The 18,799-nt window shown below is 42.4% G+C and carries 19 protein-coding genes and 1 pseudogene; 7 read left to right on the forward strand and 13 right to left on the reverse strand.

The features are described 5' to 3' along the window. The first annotated feature begins 116 nt into the window (after positions 1–116). The 3 genes from AB4493_RS08250 to AB4493_RS08260 all read left to right on the forward strand — a co-directional run bounded on the left by AB4493_RS08250 (position 117) and on the right by AB4493_RS08260 (position 1,862). Positions 117–518, forward strand: coding sequence for a hypothetical protein (locus tag AB4493_RS08250; protein WP_123924941.1), 402 nt, complete (start codon positions 117–119; stop codon positions 516–518). A gap of 83 nt (positions 519–601) precedes the next feature. Continuing rightward, entirely contained in the window at positions 602–1,240 is a 639-nt protein-coding gene (locus AB4493_RS08255; RefSeq protein ID WP_372154827.1) for a hypothetical protein, read from the forward strand. An 88-nt stretch (positions 1,241–1,328) separates the two neighbouring features. Further along, positions 1,329–1,862 (forward strand): hypothetical protein, encoded by a 534-nt coding sequence (locus tag AB4493_RS08260; RefSeq protein WP_372154829.1) that lies wholly within the window; start codon positions 1,329–1,331, stop codon positions 1,860–1,862. A 112-nt stretch (positions 1,863–1,974) separates the two neighbouring features. On the opposite strand, the gene AB4493_RS08265 is transcribed toward AB4493_RS08260, so the two are convergent. Beyond that, positions 1,975–2,106: a hypothetical protein gene (locus tag AB4493_RS08265; protein WP_372128003.1), complete on the reverse strand. Its 132-nt coding sequence runs from the start codon at positions 2,104–2,106 to the stop codon at positions 1,975–1,977. 77 nt (positions 2,107–2,183) lie between these two features. Here AB4493_RS08265 and AB4493_RS08270 point away from each other — a divergent pair, with 77 nt between their 5' ends. Together AB4493_RS08270 and AB4493_RS08275 are read left to right on the forward strand one after the other, a co-directional pair. Beyond that, a complete protein-coding gene (locus tag AB4493_RS08270) occupies positions 2,184–2,918 on the forward strand; it encodes an NYN domain-containing protein (RefSeq protein ID WP_230768476.1) in 735 nt (244 codons plus the stop codon). Between the two features lie 146 nt (positions 2,919–3,064). After that, on the forward strand, positions 3,065–4,573 hold the full coding sequence (locus AB4493_RS08275) for a hypothetical protein (RefSeq protein ID WP_372154830.1): 1,509 nt from the start codon (positions 3,065–3,067) through the stop codon (positions 4,571–4,573). Between the two features lie 152 nt (positions 4,574–4,725). Here the strand turns inward: AB4493_RS08275 and AB4493_RS08280 are convergent, their stop codons facing one another. Both AB4493_RS08280 and AB4493_RS08285 read right to left on the reverse strand, forming a co-directional pair. After that, the gene (locus AB4493_RS08280; protein WP_372154831.1) at positions 4,726–5,985 is read right to left on the reverse strand and encodes a Y-family DNA polymerase; all 1,260 of its coding nucleotides are present in this window, start codon (positions 5,983–5,985) and stop codon (positions 4,726–4,728) included. Then, complete coding sequence (locus AB4493_RS08285) at positions 5,985–6,392, reverse strand: LexA family transcriptional regulator (RefSeq protein WP_031812582.1); 408 nt, start codon at positions 6,390–6,392, stop codon at positions 5,985–5,987. The genes AB4493_RS08280 and AB4493_RS08285 overlap by 1 nt, the downstream gene beginning before the upstream one ends. Before the next feature lie 257 nt (positions 6,393–6,649). Between AB4493_RS08285 and AB4493_RS08290 the strand changes: the two genes are divergently transcribed. After that, entirely contained in the window at positions 6,650–7,291 is a 642-nt protein-coding gene (locus AB4493_RS08290; RefSeq protein ID WP_372154833.1) for a type IV toxin-antitoxin system AbiEi family antitoxin domain-containing protein, read from the forward strand. 70 nt (positions 7,292–7,361) lie between these two features. Here AB4493_RS08290 and AB4493_RS08295 read toward each other — a convergent pair whose 3' ends face one another. The 10 genes and pseudogenes from AB4493_RS08295 to AB4493_RS08340 form a co-directional block, all read right to left on the reverse strand. Beyond that, positions 7,362–8,234 (reverse strand): hypothetical protein, encoded by an 873-nt coding sequence (locus AB4493_RS08295; protein WP_372154834.1) that lies wholly within the window; start codon positions 8,232–8,234, stop codon positions 7,362–7,364. A gap of 408 nt (positions 8,235–8,642) precedes the next feature. Continuing rightward, on the reverse strand, positions 8,643–10,301 hold the full coding sequence (locus AB4493_RS08300; RefSeq protein ID WP_372154835.1) for a relaxase/mobilization nuclease domain-containing protein: 1,659 nt from the start codon (positions 10,299–10,301) through the stop codon (positions 8,643–8,645). 114 nt (positions 10,302–10,415) lie between these two features. After that, a complete protein-coding gene (locus tag AB4493_RS08305) occupies positions 10,416–11,186 on the reverse strand; it encodes a plasmid mobilization protein (RefSeq protein WP_372154836.1) in 771 nt (256 codons plus the stop codon). A gap of 726 nt (positions 11,187–11,912) precedes the next feature. Then, positions 11,913–13,616, reverse strand: a complete 1,704-nt coding sequence (locus AB4493_RS08310; RefSeq protein WP_372154837.1) for an FAD-dependent oxidoreductase — start codon at positions 13,614–13,616, stop codon at positions 11,913–11,915. A 78-nt stretch (positions 13,617–13,694) separates the two neighbouring features. Continuing rightward, positions 13,695–13,811 (reverse strand): annotated as a pseudogene (locus AB4493_RS08315) (pyridine nucleotide-disulfide oxidoreductase); the annotation flags it as partial. Between the two features lie 268 nt (positions 13,812–14,079). Then, positions 14,080–14,982 carry a VirK/YbjX family protein gene (locus AB4493_RS08320; RefSeq protein WP_372154877.1) on the reverse strand — a complete coding sequence of 301 codons (903 nt, stop codon included), beginning with the start codon at positions 14,980–14,982 and terminating at the stop codon, positions 14,080–14,082. A gap of 320 nt (positions 14,983–15,302) precedes the next feature. Next, positions 15,303–15,446 carry a hypothetical protein gene (locus AB4493_RS08325; RefSeq protein ID WP_017059112.1) on the reverse strand — a complete coding sequence of 48 codons (144 nt, stop codon included), beginning with the start codon at positions 15,444–15,446 and terminating at the stop codon, positions 15,303–15,305. A 25-nt stretch (positions 15,447–15,471) separates the two neighbouring features. Next, positions 15,472–15,747, reverse strand: a complete 276-nt coding sequence (locus AB4493_RS08330) for an HU family DNA-binding protein (RefSeq protein WP_372154838.1) — start codon at positions 15,745–15,747, stop codon at positions 15,472–15,474. Between the two features lie 356 nt (positions 15,748–16,103). Continuing rightward, the gene (locus AB4493_RS08335; protein ID WP_136974849.1) at positions 16,104–16,799 is read right to left on the reverse strand and encodes a VC0807 family protein; all 696 of its coding nucleotides are present in this window, start codon (positions 16,797–16,799) and stop codon (positions 16,104–16,106) included. A gap of 321 nt (positions 16,800–17,120) precedes the next feature. Then, entirely contained in the window at positions 17,121–17,693 is a 573-nt protein-coding gene (locus tag AB4493_RS08340; RefSeq protein WP_136974850.1) for a YceI family protein, read from the reverse strand. 276 nt (positions 17,694–17,969) lie between these two features. Between AB4493_RS08340 and AB4493_RS08345 the strand changes: the two genes are divergently transcribed. Further along, entirely contained in the window at positions 17,970–18,686 is a 717-nt protein-coding gene (locus AB4493_RS08345; protein ID WP_372154878.1) for a DUF1826 domain-containing protein, read from the forward strand. Positions 18,687–18,799: the final 113 nt, after the last annotated feature.

The raw sequence follows: 18,799 nt of genomic DNA on the forward strand, positions 1-18,799 counted from the left end.
ATTTTCAATTAAATCAATGACTTGAAGTGTCTATTTCTTTGGAGTTACTATTCCTGTCGAAGGCAAAAACAATAATAAAAAGACAACTATCACAACAATATAAAGGATTTTTTGCAATGACAAAAAAATCAAATACAGAGATCCGTAACGTAAGGGAAGAGCTAGAGAAAGCGCAATCAAGGTCACGAGCCAGAACGTTATCACTGGATAATTTTTACGAGAAGGTCAGTACGCTTCAACAGACTTTGGATGACGTACTGTACAAGCATGATCAGCGAGGTATCGAGGCTAGTATTACAGTCTATACCAAGGTCGCTAGTGCCTATAATGGTGTGCCACAGGCCACATTCGTCGATTTAGTTCGGAACACTAAAGGCTGGAAATTGGTGGGCGTTCGTCGTGATACGGGGATTCCAGCAGATATCCAGATCCACAATCTAGAGAAGTACAAGGAGCAAATTGCTTACAAAATCACTCGTGATACGCAAAGGATCGTTTGTCCTGACATACAGGATTAATTAACAAAGCTCTATTCGTAGGGCATCAATTCAAAAACTAAGGGGAATGCAACACTATGATTAATAAATAAAAAGGAAAAATAATGATTCTCAATATAATAAAAAGAAACCGCAAATATTTCGCCGCAGAAACGGCAAGCAAACACAAATGTAAACTGCTTATTGATTCGAATTCTGAAAACTTAGAGCTTGGTGAACACTGCCTCGCAGTAGAAGATATCTCTGTACGATCTAAGTACGGAACCGACTTAATTTATAAACTTAGCGTTAGTGCGGAGGCTCAAGCAGAGCAGGGTATAGTGTCGCTCAAGTCAGATTACAACTCTCTTCTTGTCGAGGAATGCCGTTGGTTAGGTGGCACATGGGACAAAGAGCAAAACGCATGGATATTTCCTGGTTTTGTCTCTGACGAGGTAGAAGAGTTGGACGAAATCTACAATAGCGCACCCACCACGGTAGAGATTAACGCAATCGAAGAAATTCGCGAATACGGTAAAGGTATTGAGTTCCTAGGTCGGCCACTTTGTAGAGCTTTGGGGCGTGATTCAGGTGCTCGTATTGATAGTGATATTGCGCTCATATCTGGTTATGCAACTTCGGGTGGTTCGCATAAGAATTGGGCGACTATCCTCAACGAAGACTCCGTACTTCGTCTACAAGTACCTTCAGCGATCCTTGAGATACATCAAGACGATCGGTTTGACGTCAAGATAATCAAATAGTCATAGAAATTACTGGAAGCTCGCTGCATGTAAGCAGTGCGGCTGGCTTCTTCACACCACTAATAATTAAAAATAAAGGTAATCTATTATGAATGAAGTAGATATGATGTCGGTAGGTCAATGCTATCCAATTCAGCTTCCCGTACACGGACAAGGTGCCATTGCAGAATTGATGCGACCATCTGGTAACAGGCTGATAGTTACTATGCCTGATATCTCTCAATATGAAGAGAGCATCTTACGTCGTGGTGAGTTGCATTGCGGTCTACTTGAAAAGGATGGCGCTATTTTGTTGCTTTGGCAGTTCCGAGATGGCAAGACGAAGGTAGCGACACTTGATAGCCCTTTTGACGCGAGGTTGATCCCAGACATGACGATGGAAGAACTGACTACACCAGAATCAAGATATTGTATTGAAATCCATATTGTTGACTCTTCTACCAACGTTTTGAGGGGGTTACGCTCAATAACAATGCCAGCAGGGTTGTCTCGAGATCTAATGAATGCTGTGAAAAAACAACTAAGAAGCTATTCAAATGGTGAAGCCCAAATGAGTCGATGGATGCAGAAAGTTCCGCATAAATTAGCGAAGAAGACGCTGATGTGGAAAATGGGAGAGTAGTGAGTCGAAAGCCGAGAGGCATATACTTGTCTTTCGGTTGTCATAGTTCAATATGAGAACAGCGAAAACAACCTAGCTGATGAACTTAAGAGCGCTAGTAACATTTCTCTATCTATAGGCCACTTTCTCTATTTATATACAAAAGAGTTAAAGTGGCCTTTTCTTTACCCAAAGCTGCCGCTTTGAATAACTCGATAGATTCATGGGCGTTAGCCCATGGGATTCCTGTTCTTTCAATTTTCATTTAACCTCATACGCATGCAGTGGCATTTGAGTGATGACTTGGATACTATTCCTATGAATAGAAAAAGGAAACGGTACATGGGAAGTCGTAAAATTGCTGTTCTTATTGATTCAGAGAACACGCCACATTCTAAATTGAGCTCTATCATCGAAGAGCTATCACGCTACGGCCAAATAATCGTCAAACGTGCATACGGAGATTTCTCAACTGAGCAACTCAAAAACTGGAAACAGCCCCTCAATGAGCTTGCTATTCAAGCGAAGCAGCAGTTTGCATACACAACGGGTAAGAACTCGACTGACGCTCTCATGATCATTGATGCGATGGATCTTCTTTATAGCCAACGATTTGATGCATTTGCTCTAATCTCAAGTGATAGTGATTTCACTAGCCTTGCAACAAGGCTGAGAGAGTCTGAAATGTTTGTGATAGGGGTCGGTAAGGCAATGACACCCGCTTCGTTTAAAAATGCTTGTGATGACTTTGTCGCCATTGAAAACCTCAACGGGGATAAGCCACAGGAAGAGTCCCCGCAACCACCTCAACAATCCACGCAAATCAATGGCGTAGAGAAAGAAATTTGGCAACTGATGCACCGCGCATGGCAAAACTACCGTGATGAATCTGGCTGGGCCAAACTAGGTGAAGTAGGACAGTACCTCAAACGTTTGAAACCTGACTTTGATCCGCGTAATTATGGCCTGAAGAAGCTGTCTGACTTTTTCGACAAGTTCCCTAACCGTTACTCGACACGTCAATCGAAGCAATCTGGTTTGGAGTTTAGACTCGTGACTAAAGGTAGTAAGCAGTGAGAGCTACGTGGCCGTGCTTACTGGAGCTGTAGCTCGGAAGTGGATAATTCTGAGTTGCGTCTTTTCTAATTTAGAAAAGCATGAATTAACTAATAGTATGATAACTCGCTTAGTCGAGTGTTCATTATCACTGGAGCGGTTAAAAAATGGATCGAAAACAAGCACATGCCATTTATCATCAACTCTACACAAAGAAATACCCTGTTATTGAAGCTGATATCTGCCAATACTGTGGCACTGATGTCGACCTATCTGTCGACCATGTACCTGCGCTTACAACCGCTCAACTTTATTCCACAAGAAAAGATATCGATTTCATCCTTGTTGTGTCATGCATGGAATGTAATTCAATCCTCAGCAACGATCTGCTTCCGCTATTCAATGACCGATTTTTCACTGTTAAAGAACGCTTATTAAGAAGATACAAGAAAGATTTAATTCACGAATTTCGAAATGGCTTCAATTGGGATCCAGTATATCTTGCTGAGGCAGATCAAAAGTTCAATAACATGTTAGATCGAATTGGCTTTGGTCTAGTTCGGTTTGATGAATTAGATGAAGAGTCGCAGTCAATACTTGCTCTTGAGGTTGATTGCTATGAAGAAACTTTGGGGCAGCTGATCGCAAATAGAACAGGTGGCGGCCTCTTAGCTCATGACAACATCAAACATGAAGATACAGAAGACGACCACATAGAAGAAAAGTGCAGTTACTCTAAGTTTCTACAGGTCGTAAACTTTCAAAATATTCAGTCATTATTGCAATACGAATCTTGGTTGGAAGAACACTACGAAAATCTGAAGAATTATCTCTTACCTGATAAACCGACAGTTTTTTACAAAAAAGACTGGAGCGATATCTGGAGGGAGTCACAAGAACTCTCTGTGAATCAAATGCCAGATTCTATGGATGAGCGAGACTACTGTTCATTTAGTGAGTTCATTGAAGTTTGCGTTGAGCGAGAAATTGAATCTCAAAAAGATTATGTAGAATGGTTTGATGAAAACCTTTGGGGAGCTGTAATCTCACTTGATATGCCTGAAGCACCTGAACATATCTACGGCGTTACTTGGAAAGAGATATTAGAGCGAGCGAAATATAGTGAGACTAAAGATGAAGAAGAGTTTGATGAGGAATATCCTGAAGATATCGTTTCAAAGCTCGATATTTTTGAGTCCTTACTTTCTACTAACGAACTTGAGAAAGACTTGATCATGCTCAAGGGAAGGTTTGTGAAGTTTTTAAACGAAGCTGAACTTGGCACTTACGAAGCATACCTTGAATTTCTAGATGCAGTGAAAGACGATGGATTAGCTATTCACTTTCCGAAAGATCCAATCAAAGACTATGATGATTGGCAACTAAACGGCTTTTACGACAACTTGACAAAGCCGAATACAAGCGATTTCAGTACGGATTATATTGAAACGTGCCTAGAAAACTTGTCATCGCTTGTCACGCGAAAAGATTCTTTAAGCAATTCACTCTTACCAGAACTCAGCTTTGTTAGCTTCTTGCTGATGAGCAAACTCAAAAACGAGCAAGAATACGCGGATTTCTACGCATTAATTAATGGGCACGAACTACAAATTCATATTCCTCAAGCCCCTTCTAAAGCCTACCCTAACTGGGAAAGTTGGCCTGGAAATTTGTAGTTCGCCATGCGTAAAGATATTAGAAAATGTATCGCTAATCAGCATTTACAGTCGGCTAATGTTCTAGAACATAATGAGCCAGTCCCGAGCTAGACACGATAGCTAGGTAGTATAGGCAAAGCATTTAAATCCCCAGAGCATTAACTATGACTCTACCCGCACTTGATGACTGGCAAGTCTTGCCACTTAGTTGTGTAGTGGGGCGTTAGCATCTCACGCCGCATGCCCCATTTCTGCCCTATTCCTTGTGCTCCTAGGAATAAGGTGTCAGAACCATAGCGTTGGTTCAACGAATCATAAACAGACATGAGTTTTGGGTCGTTGGGCATGGGGTTAAATAGATCTGACTGCTCGTTCTTCCCATCAGTTAAATCCAACAATCCGACGCCAATTTTGTAAAAGCGAACATCTTCACAAAATAGTTCTTCTGCGAGTAAAGTGGCAGCTTTGGTGATCTGTGTGACATCTGAAGTAGGGTAGGCAAACCTATGTATCGCTCTACGCGTTACAGCCTTCTCATCGTAGGGGGAGCTATTGGCGAAGCATAACATCACTTTACACAGACTGTTTTGCTGACGCGCCTTTGAAGAGGCTATATTCGCATGCTTTGCCAAAGCCTGGCGTAATGATTCTAAGTCGGTAATGCGCTCACCAGCACTCCTTGTAGAGTAAATTTGTTTTTTGTCGGCCCGCGATTGATCCCAAGCTTTGCATGGTTGGCCGTTAAGTTCACGGATAGTGCGTTCGATTTCGACGTTAAACTCTTTACGAACGAGCGCTGGTGGATAGTCAGCGAGTTCTAGAGCTGTATTGATGCCCATAAACTTCAATCGAGCTTGAATCTTTTTACCAATGCCCCAGACGTCACCTGCACTGAGCTTAGACAGTATGGTTCTACGCTCTTGTTCGCTATCGAGTACACAGACCCCGTTATATCCTTGTATTTTCTTGGCGGCATGATTAGCGATTTTTGCTAGTGTAAGAGTTGGGCCAAAGCCGACGCAAACGGGTAAGCGACATTCTCGCCATACAGCTCGTCTCAGCTTCATTCCGTGCGTATTTAGGCACGGAATGGCAGGGTAACAGCGTTCGAATGATAGGAACGATTCATCAATACTGTAGATGTGCTGCTCTGGGGCGTACCGCCCAATTACTTGCATCATTTTAGAGGATAGGTCGGCGTATAACTCATAATTGGAAGATAGGGCGATTACGCCTTTCTGCTCACAAAGCGCTTTAACTTGGAAGAATGGTTTGAACTTTTCAATGCCCGCTTCTTTGGCCTGTCGATTTGCAGCCACCACGCACCCGTCGTTGTTGGAGAGAACAACGATGGGTTTACCGCGCCAATCAGGGCGAAAGACTTGTTCAGCGCTACAATAAAATGAGTTCGCATCTACTAAGGCATACATTATTTTGTTCTCAGCAGGTGACTTGGTCTGTGACAACGTATCGATCGGATGACCACACCTTCTAAAGAGAAGGAATCACATTCCGTAATCAGGGTTGGTTGGTATTTATTGTTTGCTGACAGTAGCAGCTTGCGATGGATATCAATCTGCTTACATATGAATTCACCATTAAGGTTCGCAACGATAACGTCGTTATGTTTCACATCCACATGTCGATCAACGATCAGCAAATCTTGATCAAATATGCCAAGGCCTTGCATAGAGTCACCACATGCACGCCCAATAAAGGTTGCACTGGGATGCTCTACTAGCAGTTCATCTAGATCTAAAGAGAGTTGAGTGTACTCGGTAGCTGGAGACTCAAATCCAGTGATGCCAGCATGTGCGCTAATTGGAATAACTTTCATAAATAACACTGTATAAATAGACAGTGTTATTTTGGTGTGGAAAAGTCATTTTGGCAAGTGTGTGTGAATTGTTTGCCCAATATCTCAGCAAAATCTAATCTAGCGCTTTGATGGCGAGCTCCAGTGATTCAGTCAAATTACTATTGGCGTTAGCGAGATACTTAACTGGTGCTGTAGGTTAAATAGTCGAACATTGATGTCTCTTAACTGTGATTTCTGACTAAACCCAACATTGACAGATGAATGAAAGATACGTTTTGAATTACAATGAATACAAAGTATGTCAAAACGTATCGTTATTTATGAAACCATCACACCTAGATAAGCTTAAAGAACTATCAATATTTACCACATCCGATGCCACAAAATTTGGCATAACGCGTGCAGCTCTTGGTCGCGCAGTGGAAAAAGGACATTTGGAAAAACTGCAAAGAGGGCTGTATGGATATATTGGTCGAGAAGAGTCAGAAATGCAGTCTTTCGCAGTGGTTAGTGCTAGAGTGAAGAATGGGATTATTTGCCTTTTGTCCGCTCTCAGATACCACAATCTTACTACCCAAGCTCCTTTCCAAGTATGGCTATGCATTAAAAAAGGCGATAGGGCACCAAGCATTAAATACCCAAGCATTCGAATCATTCGCAGTCGAGAGACTGAAGATTTTGGGGTTATATCCACACAGATTGATGGTGTTCCTGTGCTAGTTACAGATATCGAGCGAACAATCATTGATTGCTTTAAGTTCCGCAACAAAATTGGCATTGACGTTGCCATTGAGGCTCTTGCAGAAGCGAAGCGGGCCAACAGGCTGAATCAAGAACGGCTTTGGGAATGCGCTAAACGTTACCGAATGACTAATGTAATGATGCCCTATATGGAAGCGTTAAGCCTTAAGCTCTGACAAGGAAGAGGGCCGATGGCCCTCCGTGTTTGTTTTCAATTCTGTGCCGCCGCTGGCGAAGGGGGCGAGGTTACTTCTTTTGCCTCCTTGCTTTCGACTCAGGCTCTTTTACTGGTCTTCCACATTTTAGCTCGTAAGCTTGGCGGCATGGGGATACATTGCTTTTCGTCGCTGTGCTTGGAATCGGCTCAAGCAGACTCTCATCGCAGTTTCCAAATCGAGCTGCCCTATCTCGATCAAGTTCGGCTTGCTTCTGCTCCTTAGTCTTTCCTGCGCTGTCTCTATTTCTTCTATTTATAATTCCGTACTTATTGTTAATCTTTTCAGCGATTTGGTCGTTCTTGTATTTTTCTGTGTTAAAGCTGTTTGACTCGTACCCTAGATTGGTGAGAATGGATTCAAGCCTAGCAGCCGCCTGCTGGATGTCCTGCGCCTCGTCGGCCCTCAGCTCTGCAACACCCCTCTCTTCAATTTCTCCAATCCACTCGCAAAGGTCGTGTATTGGTTTGGCGCTGCTGTAAATGATGTTGCCATCGCTGTGCTCAAACCTCTCTCTGCGCCTATCGAACTTTTGTGCTGCCAGTTGGTTGTGCAAAACAGCAAGCTCGCAAAGCGGCTTCAGCTTCTCAAAGTAGTCAGTTTTGAGATACATGTGCTCATGCAAAAAGTACTCAGTTGCGTACTTATCAATCACTTCTTTTTTGCTGGTTGGAGCAGTAATTAGCTTATGAAGCTTAATCTTGATGATCGAGTTGCTTTTGCCGCCATTAACCTTTGCGCGTACATGCAAAGTTGTTCTCTTTTTATCCCTGGCCGATATCTCTTCAATTGTTTTGACGGAAGGAAACACCTTGTCGTAGGTAATCCTTATTGTATCTTCCTTCTTACTTTGGGATGCTTCTATTTTTTGTTTTGTGGCTAGAATACGCTCTTCGATATTCATACTTTCACCGTTTATTATTATTATTAATTAGTGTGTGTATATATTCACATGTATTCAAAAATGCGTCAATAAAATACTTAACAATCTGACAAAATAATATTAATTGATATTCTATTTTATTGGAAAATAATATTTAAGGATTTTTGAATATTGGAAAAACGTGCAGAGAAATATGTTTGGTTGATTAAATTTAATTATTGATTATAGATTGGGAGTCCAAATATGTATGAAAATTAATTAATGTCAGACTGGGAAAATAAAATAGCATGTTTTTCGGAATATCAAATATAATGGCTAATATTATTTATGCAAATAGAAGAAAGGCTCTAAGTTAATTATACTTCAATTTAAATCAATAACTTATGATGAGTTGATGGCAAAAGAAAAGCCACCCGCAGGTGGCTGGAGTTAGAGGGAGAGGCTTGAACTCAAGTCATGGTTTTTGGTAAGGGCGTCGATGTCACCGCCACCAATACGGCTCAGTATATTTTCCAAATCGTCCTCATGGAGTATCTGAGGCTGCGCATTGTGCTTAAGCTTGAAATCATCCTGCTTCTGATAGTCGCCCGCATGCGTGTCCATTTCCACTCCAACAATGCCGAACATTTGTAGTATCTTTTCTATGAATTCAATGAGCATTTCTGCCATACGCTTATTAACTAGAGCGTTGAACTCGCCCTTAGTCATCTTTTTGTTGCTTGACCATTGCTGGTTGTACTCAAACTTATGCCAGCGGCGCTTGGTTGCTTTTACACGAATAACGAAGGCGCGAAGCTTGGGGTTGAACCTCAGGAAGTCTTTCTCACCAGATTGGTTAAACAGTCTCTCGTAGACAGGCAGGCTGACGGCATTGATGGCTGCTTTGACCCTGGCTTCATCCTTGAGCTTGTAGCGGCACACGACGTTGCAATAGGCGTTATCCTCGATGGGTTGATTAAAGCCAAGCTGAACGTCTGGGTCGGGACTTATGCCAAACTTCCTTGCACTTTCTTTAATGTTCATCTGGCGAACCACGGAAGCCTCTTTATCGTTAAGAGCAAAACATCCTGTCTCTAGCAGTGAACTAAACTTGTACACGCCGCCGTGACCCATTTTGCTACCTGGGATGTATTTGGCAGCGTTAATGCCATTCTTGGCAGTCTTAGTGTCATCCTTGCCACTGTTAGTGCCATTATTGGTAGATAGGCTCTTTTTCGCGTTCCTAGAAAGTCGGAAGCTAATGCCTGCTGGGTGTTTGTCGCCAAGCTTCTTGTAGCTGAGGCTTGATGCGACTCCCGCGAGCTCTAGCTGTTCTAAAAACTCAAGCAGGGTTGGTTTGTAGTCCAGCTTATGATTCTGGTCAATGACGTTGTCGATGGCTCGTGCAATCCTTGCTTTATCGCTGGTTGCCCTTGCGTGCTTGCTCTTTCCAGATTTCTTTTTGTCGGTATAGTTTTCGGTGGCATCTTGGTACAGTTTGTCGCCTGGGTTTGCCACTGCTTCAAGGCTGTATTTCTTCTCATACTTTCTCATCAACTTGGTGGCCGTCTTCTGATCTTGCCAATGATTGATGACTTTTTTGCTGATGGCATCAACGCCGCTAAACACGAGATGACAGTGCTCTTTTTTAGTGTCCCTATGGATGAACGAGATGTATTTGGCACCGCTCAGCCCCATCTGTTTAACGTAGTTTCTGACAAGCTCAAGCCACTGTTTGCGCGTTAGGTGTTCGCCTTCGCGAAGGCTAATCATTTCATGTACAGGGTCTTTTACTAAGCCCTTCATGCTTTTAACGGAGCCAATCTCTCTACCAATTTGCGACCAATCCATTTGATGATGGGGGAGGAAGGGGGTCATTAAGGTTGGCAGTGGAGAGGCGATATTGCCGCAAGTCAGGAACTCCGTCTTTGAGCAAAGCGGGTCATGGTCGTTGTGGTCTTTTGTTTTGCCAGCTACATAGTTTGCCCTGTTTAAGCCGTCAAGCTGGTCGAGGTCTTTAGTTGTGCCAGCAATATAACTAGCGCGGTCTTCGCCCTTCTGGGTTGCGCCATTATCCTTGGGCACGTTTTTGAATCTTACTCTGATCATCTTAGTTACCTTTATTATTATTTTTGGTGGTAAATGGAGTAGGAAAGGAAAACTCGACTTGCTTTTGATTTGCTTGCAAATCAAGTTTGCTTTAGTTGTAGTAGCTTACGGTTTTTATTGAATTGATAGCTCGTCATTTAGTGCTTTGTTATCAGCGAGCTCCTGGAGCTGCTCTGCGCTAAGGAACTGATTTGCGATAACGATAGCTGTCTGTTCATCGAACTCTCCAATTCGCTGCTGACGATGTTCTGTGACGACATTTTGAATGTCTTGCAGAAAGTTGAAAATGTTCATCACTTCTTCGTTATTTAGCTTCTCTTGCATTAACGAGTACTGAAGAAGGCTGACGACCTCACTCATGGTGTCTGAAAAGAACTGTTCAGAAGCGGTATTGGGCAGACTTGTCTCTTTTACTCTAAGTTGCGGAGTTAAATTGAAGCAGATGTGCCTTAAGTAGTCGCTTATATGCTTGTAGCCGAGGCGCTTTGCTTTTTCTCTCAATAGCTTCTGCTCAGCTTGGGTCACATTCGCAGTAATCTTTTTTGTCTGCTTCTGTTCTTTGCTTTTTGTAGGTCGACCACGCTTGGAGCGTTTTTTAATTGCGATTTCTATTAGTTGTATGCGTTCGAGCTTTTCTGTATTACTCATTTCTTCACTTTGAAAAGTGTCAGTTCGCATTTGTTCAAGTTCTTTTTTGCTGAGTCGAGCTATAAGCTCTTCGAAAGTTAGTTTAATCATTTTTGTAACCTTTATTATTATTTTTGGTAGGGCTTTTAGCGCAGAACCGTAAGGTTCGAGCACCACAGGCGTAGCCGAGGACGCCTCGCAGAGCAAGCAACTGGGATTTTCGAGGAACGAGAAAATATCAGTACTGGCTTGTTGCATGATATTTATTGAGTGCGATGACCTTATTGTTAAGTATCGGCCCGTACTAAATGAGTGTGATGTTTATTTAAATTTCTAAAGAGCGGTTGGGGTGTTTATTTATGACCATGTATATATGTTAAGGTTATTATTGACACTAATCAACTGACATATATATTATTTTCTGGTAGATTAATTGATTTTTTGTTTTATGTTGGTTACACACAAAAATTCATCAGTAAATATGAGCAATTAACAAAGTGGAATATACTTATGTTAGAAAAGCCATTTCATGAAAATGGTTGTTTGTGGGGTTTAACTTAATGCAAAGTAAATTAATTTAGTCAAGTTACATAGATGCGCTAACAAATGTTAGCTCAAGGGTTGAGGAGCAATATATAGAGTTAGAGTGGGGTATTTTAATGGCAGAAAGAAACGTAAGAGTTCATATTTCCACCGTTGGCGAATGTTTCGAGTTTGTGTTGTTGTGTTGCTTAGCTTGCAGAACAGCGATGTCAGATATGGCTAGCCTTTAGCCTATAACTAGTATGCCTAGCCTAGTGACTATGCAGATAGCTTTGATTCTCACAACATTTCGCCCATTGTGGCGTTTAAAATCTAGGCTCAAATATCCATTTGCTACACCATTTTCTTGGAGATGTGCGCATCAAGAGACTGACTGATTGTTACAATCAAAAAAAGAGCACATAGAGTGCTCTAAAGGAAAAGTGCAGTGTTTAGCTTAACTTAAGCGCTGGCGAACTTGTAAGTGCGATAACCGCCAATCAGGTTACGGGCCTTGAAGCCGTTATTAACTAACTGACGGTATGCAACGTTACCGCGTAACCCAACTTGACAATAGATAACGATCTCTTTGTCTTTTGGTAGCTCGTCCATACGGTGACGCAATTGGTCTACAGGAATGTTGATCGCATCTTTGATAAAGCCAACATTTTCAAGCTCGCCAGGATTACGTACATCAAGAAGAACTTGCTCGTCTGTCAGTGAATCCATTTCATCGAAGTGAATCGGAGTGGCGTCACCCTTAATGATGTTGTTTGCTACAAATGCCGCTTGGTTGATTACATCTTTGGCACTGCCATACGGCGGCGCGTAAGTGAGTTCTAAGTGTTGGAGTTGTTCAACAGTCATACCCGCACGTTGGGCAACCGCCATCACATCAATGCGTTTGTCGACACCATCTTTACCTACCGCTTGCGCACCAAAGATCTTGCCTGTTTTAGGATCGAACAACATCTTGAATGATACAATCTCGGCACCAGGGTAGTAACTAGCATGGCTAGCGGTATGAACGTAGACCTTTTCGTACTCAACACCATCACGTTTAAGTTGTTTCTCGTTTTTGCCCGTTGAAGCAACCGCGAGGTCAAATATCTTACAGATAGCGGTGCCTTGTGTACCTTGATAGGTTTCACTGCGTCCAAGCATGTTGTCGGCAGCCATGCGACCTTGACGGTTAGCAGGGCCAGCAAGCGGCACCAAAGTTTGTGCACCTGTGACAAAGTCTTTTTCTTCGACCGCATCACCCACAGCGTAAATGCTAGGATCGCTGGTCTGCATCATTTCATTGGTGTAGATACCACCTAGTTCACCAATTTGAAGCCCTGCTTCTTTTGCCAACTTAGTCTCAGGGCGCACACCGATAGCCATGATTAAGATGTCAGTAGTTAGTGACTCACCATTGCTTAGAGTAAGATTTAGTTCACCTTCAATATGCAGGTGTTCGGTATCTTCACCAGAGCCGATGCTGGCTATATGCTCGTTCGGCACGTACTCGATAGCTTGAAGAGCAACGCCTAGTTTAAGGTCAATACCTTTTTGACGAATTTCAGCGTGAGCAAAGCCCGCCATTTCACGGTCGACAGGTGTCATCACCTGATCCGCCATCTCAATTAGCGTGGTTTTAATTCCCAATTGGTGGAAGGCTTCCATCATTTCTAGACCGATGAATCCACCACCGACAACCGTTGCGTGCTCTGGCTTGTTCATCTGGATCGTTTGAATGATACGATCCATGTCTGGGATGTTACGCAGCGAATGGGTTAGTGGGTTATCAATACCAGGGATTGGCGGTACGATAGGGCCTGCGCCTGGGCTAAGGAGCAAGAAGTCGTAGCTTTCAGTATACTCGCTATTATCTAATAGGTTCTTAACAGTAACCTGCTTGTTGTGTCGATCAATGGATATGACTTCGTTCATAACACGAACATCAACGTTAAATCGAGCTAAGAAGCTTTCTGGAGTTTGCAAGAGGAGCTTACTTCTATCCTTAATGTCGCCACCTATGTGGTATGGCAAGCCGCAATTGGCGAACGAGACGAAACTTCCTCTTTCGAACATGATGATTTCTGCATCTTCACTCAAGCGACGAGCACGTGCTGCGGCTGATGCTCCACCAGCAACGCCACCAACAATAAGAATCTTTGTCATTACCTAACTCCAAATTTAATCGAAAGTACTTAATAAACCACTCTCTGTAAAAAAGTGGTTTATTATTTACTTTTCTAAAGAGACGAATGGTCCTCGTTCAAACATTATGATTTCGGCTTCTTCACTAAGACGACGAGCGCGTGCAGCAGCTGAAGCACCTCCAGCTACGCCACCGATGATTACAATTTTAGTCATACGTTTACCTATTACTGTCTCTAAGTTTAACTATACAAATTGCCGAGCATAGAGCTTGTATCTTCTTAATGATCAGTACTGGCTGGTCGCCGGCGATTGAGTAGTTTTCGAAATACCTAGATACTATAAAGATGTAAATTAGCATTGTCTAATATTTATTTTAAAGCTATCACCTCGGGATTGAGCGTTTGGTCCAAGGGCTGTGATTAGACTAAAGCACGCTAGTAAAGGTAATACGCGTTAGCGAGTCGAGTACAGGTTAGCCAAATTAACTGTCATGAGCATAATGAACAGGATCATGGATGTGCTGACTGATTACGTTCTTCAGATCTTGTTCATACAGATCTAGCCAGGCATAACGCTCGCGATACAACTTACGCTTTTGACGTTTTAGAGCTTCAAGATCTTTCCTGTTCGGGTTTGTCGGGAGACGATAGAAATAGTTATCATGCACCTGTCCATCGTGCTCTTCCCACAGACTGTCGTATTTAAGGCTGATGTCTTTGTTTTTCTTACCGTAGCGTAATGAGTTCGAGACATGACCAGACTCTTTTACCGCATAGATATTGTCGATACCCAAGTTAATAGCGAGCAGTCGTAGTGTTTCTACCATGAAGGATTTAGGTCTTAAACCGTAAAAAGCTTTGGTGAATGTGCGGCTAAATCCATTGTCATTGGCGCCACCCTGTATACCGCCGATGTAGATGTTGTTGTCGAAAACAGTAAACGAAATGGTATACATTTTTTCGAGTTGAGAGTTGGTCAATGAAATTGTCAGTTCACCTTCTTTTCTCGCGTTTCTTTCGAAGCTGAGATTAACCAGATAAACGTTGTCATCTATCTCAAGTTTTAAAAGATTGAGCCTTTCGTTATAGATTTGGTGTCTAGCTTCTGTTGCGAAGGTGTTTTCAAACCAGTCGTAGTGTTTGGATAAGATATCGGTCTTTTCTTTATTGCTAAAGCCAGTACATAAGTAGGGAGTCACAAATTTAGAAAGGAAGTTGGGTTGCTTGATAAATAATAACTTTCTCTCTTCAGAGTTGAAATTATTACTCATTTTTCGAGTAGCTGAATAATAAAACAGGGCTCGAATAGTAAACTTAACTATCGCTTTGTACTTACCCTTATTTTTATGGGTATTTGCTTCAATCCCCATGCGAACGACATTCATAATCACCTCAAAGAAGAAGGATTGCTCGAACATAGTCGTGTCATGAACCCTTCCAATAATCTCACCAATAACAAGAAAATGATGATAGTGAAAAAGGTGATTTGGGTAAGTATGGATATGTATAGCTATGTAACTCAATCAGTTACTTAGCGTTCAGATTTTGGACAGATGTGTTTGTCGCTTTAGTGGGGAGGGGTATCAATGTTATTTATTAGAGGCGCTTGCTCCTAAATCAAAAATGCCACTACAAATCTGCAGTGGCATTAGAACGATAACAAACTATCACCTTGCTTAAACCTAAACTTTAGTTCTTATATAAACTAAAGTTCTAACAGTTTAGCCAGTTCACGCTCTTCGAGAAGCTCTTCAATGCGTTGACGAGTCTTAGGCGTTTCGGCTTGCGCTTTAGTCGACTTGCCTGCTTTTTTGCTTCGGCTCGTTTTCGCTTTTTCCTTAGTCGTCATCGTAATCTTCCTTGTGTTTTTTGTGTTACAGGTTGCACGTCTCTTTTAGTGCCTTGCCCGCTTTAAATGCTGGCGTCTTTGATGCGGCAATCTGAATCTCTTCTCCGGTTCGCGGGTTACGACCAGTGCGAGCAGCTCGAGAGTTAACTTTAAAGCTACCAAATCCAAGGATCGATACGTCATCACCGTTCGCAAGCGAAGTAGAGATACCTTCAACTAGCGCATTTAGTGCTGTGCCTGCTTGGTCTTTTGAGATGTCTGCAGAAGTCGCGATGTGTTCAACTAATTGAGATTTTTTCATTATCTATATTCCTTATTGAGTACGGCTGGCGTCTACCTTTAGCACCTAGCTTATGCGATCTTATCAACAGCAATTGAAATAATGTCAGTGAGCGGGTAGAGCTTTGTAAAGTAACCAACAGAATTGACTATAAAAGCATCTGTCGGTTCAATCAATGCAATTCATTGATTATTATTGGTTTATAGACATGTTGCCCAAATTTACTTGAGAAAAGAGCATTAGGGTTGCCCATTCGATTCATAATCCAAATCGAAGCTGTCATCTATCACGTTGATAACGAAAGAGTAAAAACAAAGAAGCCCAGCTTAATTGCTGGGCTTCATGTTATGCTGTCAGAGCGATTTGTTAATTCAGAACTATTTAGTAATAAAAATTTGTTCTGTTTCTAGTGATGTCATCGTGCGAACTTGACGCCAAATGTAGTAGAAAATACCTAACATCATCAGCATGCTTGGGATGGCGATTGCTGGGTAGCTGTAAAGTGTCAGCTTGCCAAGTTCTTCATTAAAGGCAGCGGTGCCAGCAGGGCTAGTCACAATCCAAGTCGCTAGGAAGTAGTTCATAGCTGAAGAAAATGCGAAAGTACTCGCGAATAGGTAGTTGGATGTCATTAGACAACGATCAAACTTTGCTTGGTTACCGAGCTGCTTTAGGCGCTCTTCAATAAGAGAGATATTTAACAGGGCCGGTGTGAAGATAACTTTCTGGATAAACGGGTAGCGGGTGAAGGTAGAGCCAAGAACCGCCAAACCAATTAGACCAGGGATTAATGCTTCTTTTAGTGCTAACCAACGAGTGTCTAGCTCAAAGAAACCAATACCGCCCGTTAATAGCACGCTGACGAAGCCAAGCGCCGCTATGAAGTTGAACTTCTTGTTGCGGATCAACTCCATGCCACCGTAAGCAATAGGGAAGGCTAGTGCGACAAGTAATGCTAAGCCTGTTCCGAGAAGCTCATCTCCACTGAACTTCATTAAAATGAATGAAGGAAGAAAGACGTTAAACACGACTTCGAAAAGAGGACTCGATTTTTTGTTTTCTGTGTTACTCATAATTTCTAAATACATTATGTTATGGATTTATTCTCAGGGATTGTTGTTTACCTCGCCCAAGATGTAAAGCCTTAAGGCGTCATGCTGTGTAACGACATGTGACATCAACGACATCTCTGAGCCTATATAACGCTCAATTTAATACTTTGTGAGGGATGTTTATCTGGCCGACTTGGGGAAATCGAGTGGAAATTTTGGTTTAGTTTATTCAAACCTAATTCAGTTTATTGCGTTGTCGCGTACTCTTACTCACATTCACCGCTCTCAAACGATTGATGAATGTGAAATGAGGGAGAATAGAAAGGAATAGTTATAAGTCCATTATTGGTCGAAAAGTAGGTTAAAGCTTAAAGGGATTTGGTCGGAAATCGCTAATCCACCCACGGTCGCTGAAAGTTTGTTTAGATTCTCTGTCGATATCCCAAAATCAGCGCCGTTGACGATGATTGTCGAAGCTGAGCTAACCATGACAAACCCTGAGGATGGAACCACCACAACTGGGAAATCGATCGTTTTGGTTACGCCGTGTAAAGTAACTTCCGCTGCTACTGTTGTTCTTTTTGGATCACCAGATAGCATCGACGGTTCAACCTTCCCAGAGATCTTCACTTCAGGAAAAGTCATCGATTCAAAGTAGAGTTCATTCAGTCTCTGGTCACGAATAGCGACTCCGGTGCTCACGCTTTTCAAGTCCAATACTATTGAAAACTGGCCCTCTTCGGTAAGCCCTCCAGACATAGGTTTGATGGATGCGGGCTCGACAACAAACTGCTTTTTAATGGTCGCGAATGTGATGTTCGATAACTTCGGATCTAATGTGTAGCCCGACTCCGCGAAAGATTGAGCGGAGATAGCGGTGCATAGGAGGCCGAATGTAGAGATTAGTTTTTTCATAAGTTGTCACCAGATTGATGAATTCACAGGTTTACGTTCTTGAGTCGTACGTTTTTAAAATGACTTTTTGGAAAGAGTGATTGAGAGAAGCTTAGTTCAGCATTCGAAAAATTACCGCAGGAAAAGAAGAGCGTCGCTGTATTACTGGAATCATGATCGACGAAGTGACTTGTTTATTTTTGGTTATGTTATAACATAACCAAAATCACTCTTGCCAAGAATAATTATTCTGTTGGTAAAAGGGAAGCGATGAGCATGTATCAAGGAGACGACGTAATGAATGCCGTGTTAACCAAGCCTTTGGCTACCAATAGCAGCCAGCCACTCAACATTAGTTCAGCTGTGAGTATTCAGGATAAGGCAAATCACAAGCCAAGCTTGAGTGCTTCTGAGCAGCCAACGGTATTAGCGGATATCTACCAAAGTGATATTAATATAGCGGTATGGCAGCGACAGTTTGATGAAGGCTTAACGACGGCAATTAGTGAATTTATCGCCTTGAATCCAAACTTTAGTAAGTCTGTTAGCGTGTCACCTGAAAATGCTTTCGATAAGTTGGAATTTGCCACCGATGGCACCGCCTCTAAAGCGCTGTTAGAAAACATGGCAGAGCTGGTGGATATGTTCTGTTGTTTGTTTGAGCTTGAAGAAGTCGGGTTGCGTTTAGCCGTTCTGAATAAAGCGATGTGTCCTCGTTTTCATTTTGACCAAGTGCCTTGCCGCTTAGTGGCAACCTATCATGGTGTTGCGACTCAATGGTTGCCAAACGACTTAGTCGACCGTTCTAAGCTAGGGCTAGGGGCTAACGGACAGCCTGATTCTGTTTCAGGCCTGTACAACGACGAATCTGACATCCAGAAAATGGCCAGTGGTGATGTTGCGTTATTAAAAGGGGAGCGTTGGAGTGGCAATGAGAGTAGAGGCCTTGTTCACCGTTCACCAGTCACTTCATCTGACGAAACACGATTGCTGTTAACGTTGGACTTTGGTTGATCAACTTTTGACTACTTTGTCCGCAACCTGTTTCTATTCAGACGTTCAACACGTTTAAATACCTTCCTAATGATCTAACGGTATAGCGCGATCTGTGCCGTTATTACTCTCAA

Source organism: Vibrio sp. 10N.222.55.A1 (assembly GCF_041473835.1).
GTDB classification, from domain to species: domain Bacteria; phylum Pseudomonadota; class Gammaproteobacteria; order Enterobacterales; family Vibrionaceae; genus Vibrio; species Vibrio crassostreae_C.